This is a genomic window from Streptococcus suis, assembly GCF_019856455.1.
In the GTDB taxonomy this organism is placed as follows: Bacteria; Bacillota; Bacilli; order Lactobacillales; family Streptococcaceae; genus Streptococcus; species Streptococcus suis_AE.
On sequence record NZ_CP082205.1, the window covers coordinates 836,167 to 848,818 of the forward strand.

The window sequence follows — 12,652 nt, forward strand, 5'->3', positions numbered from 1 at the left end:
TATGATTTCCTATAAACGTTCGATTGTCATTCCTGGTGTAATTAGCCTTGTTTTAATCTTGCTCGGTCTTGGTGGTTTGACCAGACCTGAGCCATCTATGGGAAGTGTCGTCTATTTGATATTTTTACAACCTTGGCTGATTTATTTATATATATTGAGAAAACAAAAGGCTGTTTTTATCTTGACGAAACAGCACCTAGAATTTCAAGAACACTTTTGGAGTGAACGCCAGCGCCATTCGTTAGAAGAGATTGCGGAGATTCGATACATGGTTTCTCCTGTCTACCGTGGCTATCAGTCGAAACGTTTGCGAATCGTAGGAAATAAGGGAGCGCTACTTGCAGTCGTCAATTTGAATAAGCTTGATGGTGCAGATTTTAATGATATTTACCATTTTGTAGAGCAAGTAGCACCGCATATAAGATGGGATTTTTCAAATTCATAATGGAGGTATTATGTTAACGGAAGAACAACTACAGGACATTTTTGAACTGGCAGACCTCATGTCAAATGGTGACAGGGAGCTATTTCTTCAACTTAGGGATGTGGTTTTTGCTAGTGATCCGAATCAGATTCTAGACTCTATTGAACGCATCTTAGAACCAGATTCATTCGATGATTTCTTGGACCGTGTTGGGGAGTCTGAAAAGGAAAATCTTTGGTTAATCTTGATAAAATTACTAGAGCATTTTAATTATATTTGTGTGCGTGATTATAAGGATAATCTTGAAGATTTTATCTACTTTTTTGACCGTCTTCATCAAGTCCGCAATGCAGGGATTTCTCTCAAATTGGATTCAGATGGATTAAATCCAGCTGCCTCTATTTCAGAATGGGCAAGAGTTGTTGATAGCAAATATCTTGATGAAAACTTTTGTCTAGGGGCAGTAGATATGGACACGGATAGTTACTATCTCTTTTTCAGTAAGCAAGAGACTTTTGTTCGACTTCAAGAACTAGCTGGAAATTTAGGGTATCAAATTGATTACGCCAAAAATATGTAAAGAAAAGGTGGGGAAACCTACCTTTTAGCGCGTTGAGGAAGAAAATCTTGTCGGCTTATGATATAATGGACTCTATGGTCGAATCATATAGTAAAAACGCAAATCACAATATGCGCCGTCCGGTTGTCAAGGAAGAAATTGTGGATTTTATGCGAACACGTCAGGCGCAAAATACAGGTTTTTTGAAAGAACTGGAAGAGTTTGCTCGTCAAGAAAATATTCCAGTTATCCCTCATGAAACGGTTGCTTATTTCCGCTTGCTGATGCAGACACTCCAACCTAAACGTATTTTAGAAATTGGAACTGCTATTGGCTTTTCTGCGTTACTGATGGCTGACAATAGCCCGTATTCGAAGATTACAACGATTGATCGAAATGAAGAAATGATTGGCTTTGCAAAGGAAAACTTTGCCAAATATGATCAGCGCCAGCAGATTGAATTGCTGGAAGGGGAAGCCATGGACATTCTTCCGACTTTACCAAATGACGTATATGATTTTGTTTTCATGGATTCTGCTAAATCAAAATATATTGTATTTTTACCAGAAGTCTTGAAAAAGGTCAAAGTAGGCGGTCTAATCATTTTGGATGACATCTTCCAAGGAGGAGATGTTGCCAAAGACATCAAGGATGTCAGAAGAGGGCAGCGCACTATTTATAAGGGATTGCAACGTTTATTCGATGCGACTTTGGATAATCCAGATGTGACTGCTAGTCTTGTTTCCATGAGTGACGGTCTCCTTATGTTGAGGAAAAATAGGGAAAATGTTGACTTAAAACATACAGAAATTTAAGAAGTTTTTAAGCTTTTGTGTTATAATGAAAGGGTTAACGAAAAAAAAGGAGAGAGACTTTAAATGAAGCAAACTAAAAAAATTCTCGCGGGTGCAGTAACACTCTTTGCTGCGGTAACGCTCGCTGCTTGTTCCAATGCAGCTGATAAAGATATCATTACGATGAAAGGCAATACGATTACTGTGTCTGAGTTTTATGAGAAGGTAAAAACAAACTCTCAAGCTCAACAAGTTCTATTGTCAATGATTATTAGTAATGTATTTGAAGACCAGTATGGTGACAAAGTGACTGCAAAAGAAGTCGATGAGGCTTATGACAAAATGGCAGAGCAATATGGTGATTCATTTGCAACAGCTCTTTCTTCAGCTGGCTTGACTCAAGAAACTTACAAAGAACAAATCCGTACTAATAAATTAGTTGAGTATGCTGTAAAACAGGCCGCTGAGAAGGAATTGACTGATGAGAACTACAAGGCAGCTTATGATGCCTATACCCCAGAAGTAACAGCACGTGTCATCAAATTGACAGACGAAGCTAAGGCAAATGAAGTTTTAGCTGCAGCACAAGCTGAAGGTGCAGATTTTGCTCAATTGGCGAAAGACAATTCTACGGATACTGCTACAAAAGACAATGGAGGCGAAGTACAATTCGATTCAACTTCAACAACTGTTCCTACAGAAGTTCAAAACGCGGTCTTTGCTTTGGATGCAGGCCAAGTAGGGGCATCCGTTATTTCAGTAGTAGATATGACAACTTATACAACTAGCTACTATGTTGTAAAATTGGAAGCGAAGTCAGAAAAATCTGCCAACTGGGAAGACTACAAAGATAAGTTGAAAGAGATTATTTTGGCGCAAAAACAAAGTGATTCAACATTTGTTGCTACTGTGCTGAAAGAAGCACTCCAAAAAGCAAACGTTAAGGTTAAAGACAGTGCTTTCCAAAATCTTCTTTCACAATATGTGACAACAGAAGAAAGCAGTTCTTCATCAACGGAAAGTAGCTCTTCGTCGACCGAAAGCTCTTCTTCTACAACAGAATCTTCTAGTTCTTCAGGTCAATAATTGACGTTTTACCTATTAAGAATAGATACTTGATTACTTAGTTCAGAAAATTGGCGGTTGTTGCGAGCCATCTAGGCCAAGTATCTTGCTACTTAATAGAACAATTGAATATGAGAACCTGTATTCATAGTTTAGTACTTCTATCTAAGTCTAGTTTTTCAGCTACTCATCGTTAGTTTTTTCAAAATACAGTCGTATTACCTTAAAAACTGCTTTGATTAGCGACATGCTATCTCTTATATACGAGTGCTTCACTTGTGAACATAGGTTATGAAATGAGAATGACAAGTCATTGAATGAAGGTGGTACCGCGGTTTTTCGCCCTTCGTTTGATTTCTTGTTATTTTTTTGGAGGTTATCATGAAGCAATTTCAAGTGAAACAGCGCTTTACCTTTGGTGGTGAAAAATTTGATATCCGTGATAGTTTTGGAGATCTTGCTTATCAAGTGCAAGGCTCGTTCCTTGAAATTCCAAAACGATTTACTGTGACCAATTCCAGAGGAGAAGCAGTTTGTCAGATTACCAAGAAAATTTTGACCTTTCTTCCTCAATTCATGATTGAGATGGCAGATGGGCATTCTTTCTACGTGCAAAAGGAATTTACTTTTTTCAAGGATCGCTATACTGTGGAAAATCTAGGTTTAATCCTAGACGGAAATATCTGGGATTTGGATTTTCGCTTGAAAAGGCTAGATGGTATGCTCGTAGCTGAAATCTCCAAAGAACTCTTTCATTTAACGTCTCATTACTCCGTTACTGTATTGGAGGACTCCTATGCAGATTTGGTCATTTCCTTAGTGGTCGCAATTGACTACATCGAAATGATGGAAGATGCATCGAATTAATCGTGAAATAATCATTCAGTTTAACTGTTCCGTTAAATTGAACCCGCCTAACCATCACTTATGAAAGGAAATGTTTAATTTAACTGTTTCGTTAAATTGAACCCGCCCGGAAGGCTCGGAAAAAAGATAAACTGCCTAGGAAATCAAGATTTCCTGTCAGTTTCCTATTTTTCAGTCGCCTTCTAATCGGGCTTGGTATCTTAGTTTATGAAAAATTTATCTTCTGCTCAAATTCGTCAAATGTGGTTGGATTTCTGGAAATCAAAGGGTCACTTTGTTGAGCCTTCAGCAAATCTAGTCCCTGTTAACGATCCAACTCTTTTGTGGATTAATTCTGGTGTGGCAACTCTAAAAAAATACTTCGATGGCTCTGTCATTCCAGATAACCCACGGATTACAAATGCCCAAAAATCCATCCGTACCAACGATATTGAAAACGTTGGTAAGACAGCCCGCCACCACACCATGTTTGAAATGCTTGGTAACTTCTCGATTGGTGATTACTTCCGTGACGAAGCGATCGAGTGGGGTTTTGAGCTCTTGACAAGCCCAGAGTGGTTTGCCTTTCCAAAAGACAAGCTCTATATGACCTACTATCCTGATGATGTGGATTCATACAATCGTTGGATTGCTCTTGGTGTTGAGCCAAGCCACTTGATTCCGCTTGAAGATAACTTCTGGGAAATCGGTGCAGGTCCTTCTGGTCCAGATACGGAGATTTTCTTTGACCGTGGTACTGACTTTGACCCTGAAAACATTGGTATCCGTCTCTTGGAAGAAGATATTGAAAATGACCGTTACATCGAGATTTGGAATATCGTATTGTCCCAGTTCAACGCAGACCCAGCTGTTCCGCGTTCTGAATACAAGGAATTGCCTAACAAAAACATTGATACGGGTGCAGGTTTAGAGCGTTTGGCGGCTATTTTCCAAGGGGCTAAGACCAACTTTGAAACGGACCTCTTCTTGCCAATCATTCGTGAAGTAGAGAAGATTTCTGGTAAGACCTACGATCCAGATGGCGACAACATGAGCTTCAAGGTTATTGCAGACCATATCCGTGCCCTTTCTTTTGCCATTGGTGACGGTGCCCTTCCTGGAAATGAAGGTCGTGGTTATGTCCTTCGTCGTCTTCTCCGTCGTGCTTCTATGCATGGTCAACGTTTGGGCATTACAGAGCCATTCTTGTACAAATTGGTGGAGACAGTTGGCAATATCATGGAAAGCTACTATCCAGAAATACTTGAAAAACGTGCCTTCATTGAAAAGATTGTTAAGAGTGAAGGAGAGTCATTTGCTCGTACTATCCATACAGGTTCACAATTTGCTGAGCAATTGATGGATAAATTGGCAGCAGAAGGTAAGTCTGAGATTGATGGTCGTGACATTTTCAAACTCTATGATACCTATGGTTTCCAAGTAGAATTGACAGAAGAATTGGCTGAGCACCGTGGAATGACCCTTGATATTGCTGGTTTTGAAGCGGCTATGAAAGAGCAACAAGACCGTGCCCGTGCCTCAGTTGTCAAAGGTGGTTCAATGGGTATGCAAAATGAAACCCTGGCTGCTATCACAGAAGAGTCGACCTTTGTTTACGGCCAAACAGCTCTTGAAGCAAGCTTATCTGTCATTGTGGCTGATAATGCGCGTACAGAAGCAGTCTCAGAAGGTCAAGCCCTCCTTGTCTTTGACCAAACACCATTCTATGCAGAAATGGGTGGTCAGGTTGCAGACCATGGTTTTGTGAAAAATGCTGCTGGAGACATTGTTGCGACTGTCATCGATGTGCAGAAAGCACCGAATGGTCAGCCATTGCATACCGTAGAACTGTCCGCAAGTATTTCAGTTGGTCAAACCTACACACTTGAAATCGAAACAAAACGCCGTAAGGGTGTTGAGAAGAACCACACAGCAACTCACTTGCTCCATGCAGCTCTTCACAATATTATCGGCGAGCATGCAACACAGGCTGGTTCCTTGAACGAGCAAGACTTCCTCCGCTTTGACTTTACGCATTTTGAGGCAGTTACTGCGGAAGAACTTCGTCGTATTGAAGAAGAAGTCAATGAGCAAATTTGGAATGCCATTCCAGTTGTAACGGTTGAAACTGATATTGACACAGCTAAGGAAATGGGTGCTATGGCCCTCTTCGGTGAAAAATACGGTAAAGAAGTCCGCGTTGTTACTATCGGTGACTATTCTGTCGAACTCTGTGGTGGTACCCACGTTGGCAACACCGCTGAAATCGGTATCTTCAAGATTTTGAAAGAAGAAGGTATCGGTTCAGGTACTCGCCGTATCATTGCGGTAACAGGCCGTGAAGCCTTCCTTGCCTATCGTGACCAAGAAGATGCCCTCAAAGAAGTAGCGGTAACCATCAAGTCACCGCAGATCAAGGAAGTGCCAAACAAGGTTGAAAGTCTTGCTCAGCAAGTTCGTGACCTGCAAAAAGAAAATGCAGCTCTGAAAGAAAAAGCAGCGGCAGCCGCTGCTGGTGATGTCTTCAAAGATGTCAAAGATGCTAACGGCATTCGCTACATTGCCAGCCAAGTCCAAGTTTCAGATGCAGGTGCCCTCCGTACCTTCGCTGACAATTGGAAGCAAAAAGACTACTCTGATGTCTTGGTGTTGGTTGCGGTTATCGGTGACAAGGTCAATGTCCTTGTGGCAAGTAAGTCAAGCGATGTTCATGCAGGAAAACTCATCAAAGTCCTTGCGCCAATCGTAGCAGGTCGTGGTGGTGGTAAGCCAGACATGGCCATGGCAGGTGGTAGCGATGCCTCTGCTATCCAAAACCTCTTGAACAGTGTTGCTGAAAACTTATAATATAGTCAGTGTATATCCCTTTGTTAAAGCAACTAGCAAGGGGATATCTTTCAAAATTGGAATGAGGAACAATAATGGAACGTGTAAGTGATATTTGGCAAGAGTTGTATAATCAGGCAAAAGTCCATTATGCTCCGCATTATGTTTCGCCTTTCATTTATTCAAACCATGTCGTTGCTGCAATTGAGGCAGAAGATGGACAAATTTACACCGGTTATTGCTTTGAGGCAACAGCAGGTGTATTTCATCTTTGTGCAGAGAGAGCAGCTGCCTTTAATATGTTTCAGGATAGTGGGCAGATGACGATAAAACGCATTATTGCCTTTCGAAATCAAGCTCCCTCTGGAGAGGGTTCGGGAATGCCTTGCGGAGCTTGTCGTGAATTTTTGATGCAACTGTCGGCTGAGAATGCACAGACAGAAATCATGGTTGATTTTGACAAACGAGAAACCATCACATTAGGCGAACTCATGCCTTACTGGTGGGGTGAAGAAAGAATGCAAGCTGGTGTGGATCACTTGGAATAACAAATGAACTCTTTTATCCTTTGGGTAGAAGAGTTTTTTGTATGGCATTCTAGTCAATTTGACAACATTCATAAACTTTTTGACAAAAATTATTATTTTTTTGACAAAGATACTTGTCAAAAAGAAAAAGAAGTGTTACAATGATATCAAGATAAGGAGATAAAAACGAATTCATCAGACAAGAAAAAAAGAAAGTTGGGGTATAACAATGAAAAAGATAAATAGCAATAAAAAAGGAATTTTGATTACAGGAACAACCGTTGCGCGTGCAGTCGAAATAGGGTCCATTCTATTATTGGCTTACATTCTCCTTTCTGATTTGCTGGGATGGAGCGATATGGATACAGCTCTAATGACTACTCTAATTGCTTCAATTGCTTGTATCGAAGCAAGTTTACAAATGGAGAAAAAAGGAAATAAGTAGAAGGAGAGAGACCATGAAACGGTACATTTCAGCAGATATGGCAGCGATTATGATTACAGGGTCAATTATTATCGGCTTACTGATTGGAGTTGCTCTAGGTTTATTGAGTTTGAGCTAGGTGAAATAGAAGGAGAAGAAAAATGGAAAATAAAAAGAAATTATATGAAGTAGATGTTAGAAGTGATAAACAGTTGGCAGCAAGGTTATACGTAACTACAGTTTTATTAGTGTTTCCGTTCTATTGGCTATTTGGATTCATAGCTTCAAAAGTTGAGTTTCAAAATGTTATGAATGAGATGCAATTTATAGAAGCACTATTTGTTTTTCTATTGCTTATTATCATGCATGAATGGATTCATGGACTGTTTTTTAAAATTTTTTGTCCCAAAAATCCTGTCAAATATGGAATTAAATGGAAAACAGGAACGGCTTATGCAATCAGTCCCAACTCCCTTTATAATCGTTTCCAAACAGTTGTAATTGCCCTTGCCCCCTTCGTTCTGATTAGTTTGGGCTTGACAGCATCTGCAATGTTTGGTTGGCTTGATAAAGGGGCTTATCAGATTCTAGCAACCATGCATTCAGTGGCTTGTATTGGTGATTTCTATTATACATATTTACTGATGGCAAAATTCAAAGAGGTGGCGGTAGAAGTAGCTGTAACAGAAAAGAGCTTGATAATCTACCAAGCTTAGAAAGGAAAATTTATGGAATATGTCTTAAAAAATCGGCTCAAGGAGTTGCGGGCACGGGATAGCCTCAACCAGACAGAGCTGGCCAAGTTAGCAGAAGTATCACGGCAGACCATTAGCTTGATTGAGCGGGGAGAATACACACCCTCTGTGGTCATTGCCATGCGGATTGCACAGATTTTTAACGAAAATGTAGAGAATGTCTTTCAATTAGTGGAGGTAGAAGAATGAAACAGGGAAAACAATTAACGACAAAACAAAGATGGATGAGGAATCTTACCTATTTGTTTTTAGGAGCAATTTTCGGTGCATTTTATGGCTTTTTTGGAGTATTGATTTCTAAGTTTGGATTACCGCCTTTTGTCAATCTAGATAACTTTCTATTTTGTTTGCGTATCATTACTTTTGTCATTTTCGCTGGAACCGTATATTTTATTCTTAAGGCTAATCAAACTCATAAACTTTACCATTCTATTTCAGATGAGGATGAAGAACGTGTTGATGAGACATATATGAAAATGTTTCGTAACCTAGAATACGCGAACATATCTTTCAATGTTGCTGCGTCATTGACTCTTTTAAATTTAGGATTAGGTTTTGGAGTTACCTTCTTAGAAAAGGGGGCACTCATGTACGGGTCAATATTTGATGCAGTTTTCTATGTCATTCTTCTCATTTCTCAGATTTTTATCATGAAATTAACTCAGAAAATTCGTGAATATAAGTTGTCTGTATTTGCTACGGTAAAAGAGGTGAAGGATTTTATGGAGGCCATGGATGAGGGAGAAAAACAAGCTAACTACGAAATGAGTTTCCAAATCGTCTTCACTTTAAATCAAATCGTGTTACCAGGTTTGTATCTATTCCTATTTGTACTTAGCATGCTATTGCAAGAGCGACAAATTACAGCCTTTCTAGTTGTTGCTTTTCTTCACATTTACATCAATATTCTTAATGTACAAATGATACGGAAATATTTTAAATAGAGAAAAAGAGATGATAGTTATGAAAAAGGATAATCTACACATTCGAGCAATTCGTTATTTCTATGATATCGTTGGTGAGTTAGACGAGGTGTCTTATGCGGCCTTGACCAATTTCGGCAACAATATGTATATGCTCTTTATGACAGTGACACTGCTAAGCTTCCTAGTTAGCTTTGCGCTGGGAGAAGATGTCATGGGGATCAGCCTTTTCTTGACACTGGTTTATTCTCAATTCAAACAGGACGCCATTATCAAACAGTTGGGTCTGGATAAATTGGTGGTTGCCAAGGCTGATGTAAAAATGGCTCGGAAGAAAATGATGAAACGAACTCTGTATCAAACCTTACAGATTGCCGTTTTGAGTTTGCTAGTCAGTATCTGCCTCTGGCAGTCACAAATTCTACAGGAAAGTGGAACATCTGCAGCGGAGTATTTCCAGTTTGTCACGCCCATGACCGTTGTCCTTCTGACCTTAGTAGGATTTGTTAGCTTCTACTTTGCCAATCGTAAGAGAATCACATTCATTTAATGTAAATGGAGGTATCAACAATGAAAGTCTTTAAGAAAATTTATCTTGCTTCATTTATCGGTCTCGTTCTCTATGCATTTGGCTATGTTTTCGGAGAATGGCTGGCTACTGGTCAAATTGATATCTCAACTCTGAATATTCTTCTGCCGATGGTTTTGGGCTTGCCTGCTCTGCTATTGATCGAAAAAGAAAGTAATGAAAACTGACTTAGTGTATGTGAAGGAGATTGCTATGAATAGACTTGGAAGTGTCAAAGATTGGAATGTAGTTAAAAATTGGAAATTTCTCTTTGTGGGACTGGCTGTCGTTGCACTAAATGTATTGACCCAGATGGCTGTGTTTACCCTACCAAATTTTGATGGGACTAACCTACTGATTGCTGCAGCGCTCATATTGCTTGCTGTATTGCTTGGTCTTATCTTGACTGGTAAATTAGGTCTGTGGAAAGGTGAGCAGAAATGGGGGATGGGTGCGAATATTGGTTTTGTAGTCCTCGCTTTTATCGTCATGTTTGGTTTGAAAATAATTGGTGGGCAATTGATTATGCTGGAAGAGGGATACGGTCAAACGACTGCCAATCAGGAAATCATCAACAATTCAGGCTTACCAACCTTAGTTTTGTTTCTCTTTGCTGTACTTTTTGCTCCAGTTCTTGAAGAATTAATTTTCCGTGGCATTCTCATGGGTAAAGTCTTTGGTAAGGATTCGATTGTAGGATTATTGCTATCGAGTTTTCTGTTTGGACTTATTCACAATCCGACCAATATCGGATCTTGGGTTGTCTATGGAGGTCTGGTCCTGGGACTCGCCTATCGTATTTCTGGCAAATATACCAATGCACTTATTCTACACAGTCTCAATAATCTTATCGGATTTTTGTTGATGCTACTGATGCAAAGTCTGGGCTTGATATAGGAGGAAAATATGGACTTTTTCTTATGGATTCTAGTAGGATTTCTATTTTTCAATTCTCTATCAGATAGGAAAAAAGTGAAGCAGTTGCAAGCTAGGGTAAAAAAGTTGCAGAAAACTACAAAAGGAGAAAATCAGATGTCAGTTTTATTGAAAGAATTGGTCGGAAGTAAAGCCAAAATCCGCTTTGATGAGGAATTTTCTATTGCTTATGAATACACCATTTTGGCAGTTGATGAGGAATGGGTTAAAATTTCTCGTGAATTAGCGAATGGGGAGCTTGAAACCAAGTTGGTACGAGTCGATAATATTGTTGACTTGAGCTTTTAGGGAGGGAATATGTTGAAATTTATCAAACACGTCGCATTACTATTTCTATACTTTGTTGCCTATCAGATTACATCTGGTTTTCTAATGGTAGGACCAACTTTACAAAGCATACAAGACATACCTGCCCAGTTGATTGACAGTACAATTTGGATTTGTGCGATAATTGGTCTTGTTCTCTCCATTGCGCTCATTATTTTGTTATGGAAGTATATCTATCCACGTCATTCTGTTGACTATCGTGTGACAGCTTTATGGTTCCATAAGATTCAATGGCCGATATTACTCTATATTGCATTTTTTATCTTCCAATTTATTGTACCAGTCCCAGAAAGTGAAAATCAGAAGCTGGTGATTGAATTCGTATCAGCTTATCCCTTGATTGCATTTAGCTCAGTAGTGGTTTTTGCTCCAATTTTAGAAGAATTGATTTTCCGTGGATTTTTAGCGACCTATTTCTTCCCTAAAATGGCAGGCATGAAGGCTGTTGGAATCTATCTTGTTGTAACGGGGTCTTTATTTAGTCTGGTCCATATGCCAGCAACTCTTCCCCAATTTTTGATTTATTTCACAATGGGACTCAATCTAGGATGGCTCTATCTGATTAGATGTGATATTCGTTATCCGATTGCGCTACATATGCTCAACAACGGTATTTCTTATTTGATGATTGTATTTTTAGTATAAAAAAAAGCAGCTCGGATTGAACTGCTTTTTTGATTATAAACCGTAAAGATAATCATCGTCCTGCATAGCTTCCACTTCACCAAGAAGATAGCCGTTACCGACTTGGGAGAAGAAGTCGTGGTTAGATGTACCGGTTGAAATACCGTTCATGATGATTGGGTTTACATCATCTGCTGAATCTGGGAAGAGTGGATCCTGTCCCAAGTTCATGAGAGCCTTGTTGGCATTGTAACGAAGGAAAGTCAAGACTTCCTCAGTCCAGCCGACTGCGTCATAGAGGGAGCGTGTGTAGCCTTCTTCATTTTCGTAAAGTTGGTAGAGAAGGTCGTACATCCAGTCGCGGAGTTTATCTTGTTCTTCCTCGGACAATTCATTGAAACCAAGCTGGAACTTGTAACCGATGTAGGTACCGTGCACAGACTCGTCACGGATGATCAGCTTGATGATTTCTGCAACGTTGGCCAGCTTGTTGTTACCAAGGTAGTAGAGTGGCGTGAAGAAACCAGAGTAGAAGAGGAAGGTTTCTAGGAAAACACTGGCAACTTTCTTCTCAAGAGGAGTACCTGTTTCGTAGATTTCGTTGATAATCTTTGCCTTGCGTTGCAAGTATTCGTTGCTGTTAGTCCACTCAAAAATTTCTTCAATCTCAGACTTGGTATTCAAGGTTGAGAAGATAGAAGAGTAGGATTTGGCGTGAACAGACTCCATGAATTGGATGTTGTTGTAAACAGCTTCTTCGTGCGGTGTACGAATATCGTTGCGAAGAGCTTGGACACCTGTTTCAGATTGAAGGGTATCCAAGAGGGTCAATCCACCAAAGACCTTACCAACCAGGTCTTTTTCTTCAGCAGTAAGTTTACGCCAGTCATCCAAGTCGTTTGATAATGGGATACGTGTATCGAGCCAGAATTGCTCGGTCAACTTTTCCCAAGTTGACTTGTCGATAACATCCTCAATGGCGTTCCAGTTTATGGCTTTGTAGTAGGTTTCCATCATATTCTCTTTCTTTTTCTTATACTTCAAATATTATATC

General features: G+C 39.7%; 17 protein-coding genes. 16 read left to right on the forward strand and 1 reads right to left on the reverse strand.

Translation table 11 applies throughout. The features are described 5' to 3' along the window. Position 1: 1 nt before the first annotated feature. The 16 genes from K6969_RS04160 to K6969_RS04235 all read left to right on the forward strand — a co-directional run bounded on the left by K6969_RS04160 (position 2) and on the right by K6969_RS04235 (position 11,619). Positions 2-445 (forward strand): hypothetical protein, encoded by a 444-nt coding sequence (locus K6969_RS04160; protein WP_171942570.1) that lies wholly within the window; start codon positions 2-4, stop codon positions 443-445. A gap of 10 nt (positions 446-455) precedes the next feature. After that, positions 456-1,004, forward strand: a complete 549-nt coding sequence (locus tag K6969_RS04165; RefSeq protein WP_171942571.1) for a DUF6630 family protein — start codon at positions 456-458, stop codon at positions 1,002-1,004. Between the two features lie 74 nt (positions 1,005-1,078). After that, entirely contained in the window at positions 1,079-1,798 is a 720-nt protein-coding gene (locus tag K6969_RS04170; RefSeq protein ID WP_171942572.1) for an O-methyltransferase, read from the forward strand. A gap of 63 nt (positions 1,799-1,861) precedes the next feature. Next, positions 1,862-2,863, forward strand: a complete 1,002-nt coding sequence (prsA, locus tag K6969_RS04175; RefSeq protein ID WP_044689579.1) for a peptidylprolyl isomerase PrsA — start codon at positions 1,862-1,864, stop codon at positions 2,861-2,863. A gap of 360 nt (positions 2,864-3,223) precedes the next feature. Then, positions 3,224-3,709, forward strand: a complete 486-nt coding sequence (locus tag K6969_RS04180; RefSeq protein ID WP_171942573.1) for an LURP-one-related/scramblase family protein — start codon at positions 3,224-3,226, stop codon at positions 3,707-3,709. Between the two features lie 207 nt (positions 3,710-3,916). Then, on the forward strand, positions 3,917-6,535 hold the full coding sequence (gene alaS / locus K6969_RS04185) for an alanine--tRNA ligase (protein WP_321537473.1): 2,619 nt from the start codon (positions 3,917-3,919) through the stop codon (positions 6,533-6,535). A 74-nt stretch (positions 6,536-6,609) separates the two neighbouring features. Beyond that, a complete protein-coding gene (locus K6969_RS04190) occupies positions 6,610-7,062 on the forward strand; it encodes a cytidine deaminase family protein (RefSeq protein WP_029173477.1) in 453 nt (150 codons plus the stop codon). A gap of 208 nt (positions 7,063-7,270) precedes the next feature. After that, on the forward strand, positions 7,271-7,486 hold the full coding sequence (locus K6969_RS04195) for a hypothetical protein (protein WP_024379659.1): 216 nt from the start codon (positions 7,271-7,273) through the stop codon (positions 7,484-7,486). A 140-nt stretch (positions 7,487-7,626) separates the two neighbouring features. Beyond that, positions 7,627-8,181: a DUF3267 domain-containing protein gene (locus tag K6969_RS04200; RefSeq protein ID WP_029173476.1), complete on the forward strand. Its 555-nt coding sequence runs from the start codon at positions 7,627-7,629 to the stop codon at positions 8,179-8,181. Between the two features lie 12 nt (positions 8,182-8,193). Next, positions 8,194-8,409: a helix-turn-helix transcriptional regulator gene (locus tag K6969_RS04205; protein ID WP_004299042.1), complete on the forward strand. Its 216-nt coding sequence runs from the start codon at positions 8,194-8,196 to the stop codon at positions 8,407-8,409. Further along, positions 8,406-9,164: a DUF3169 family protein gene (locus tag K6969_RS04210; protein WP_029173475.1), complete on the forward strand. Its 759-nt coding sequence runs from the start codon at positions 8,406-8,408 to the stop codon at positions 9,162-9,164. The genes K6969_RS04205 and K6969_RS04210 overlap by 4 nt, the downstream gene beginning before the upstream one ends. A gap of 19 nt (positions 9,165-9,183) precedes the next feature. Further along, positions 9,184-9,693 carry a DUF3278 domain-containing protein gene (locus K6969_RS04215; RefSeq protein ID WP_029173474.1) on the forward strand — a complete coding sequence of 170 codons (510 nt, stop codon included), beginning with the start codon at positions 9,184-9,186 and terminating at the stop codon, positions 9,691-9,693. 20 nt (positions 9,694-9,713) lie between these two features. Further along, positions 9,714-9,899, forward strand: a complete 186-nt coding sequence (locus tag K6969_RS04220) for a hypothetical protein (RefSeq protein WP_029173473.1) — start codon at positions 9,714-9,716, stop codon at positions 9,897-9,899. A gap of 25 nt (positions 9,900-9,924) precedes the next feature. Beyond that, complete coding sequence (locus K6969_RS04225; protein ID WP_171942575.1) at positions 9,925-10,608, forward strand: CPBP family intramembrane glutamic endopeptidase; 684 nt, start codon at positions 9,925-9,927, stop codon at positions 10,606-10,608. A 9-nt stretch (positions 10,609-10,617) separates the two neighbouring features. Next, positions 10,618-10,935 (forward strand): hypothetical protein, encoded by a 318-nt coding sequence (locus tag K6969_RS04230; RefSeq protein ID WP_029173471.1) that lies wholly within the window; start codon positions 10,618-10,620, stop codon positions 10,933-10,935. A gap of 9 nt (positions 10,936-10,944) precedes the next feature. Next, a complete protein-coding gene (locus K6969_RS04235) occupies positions 10,945-11,619 on the forward strand; it encodes a CPBP family intramembrane glutamic endopeptidase (RefSeq protein WP_029173470.1) in 675 nt (224 codons plus the stop codon). 33 nt (positions 11,620-11,652) lie between these two features. Here the strand turns inward: K6969_RS04235 and nrdF are convergent, their stop codons facing one another. Further along, positions 11,653-12,612, reverse strand: coding sequence for a class 1b ribonucleoside-diphosphate reductase subunit beta (nrdF, locus tag K6969_RS04240; RefSeq protein WP_024378442.1), 960 nt, complete (start codon positions 12,610-12,612; stop codon positions 11,653-11,655). Positions 12,613-12,652: the final 40 nt, after the last annotated feature.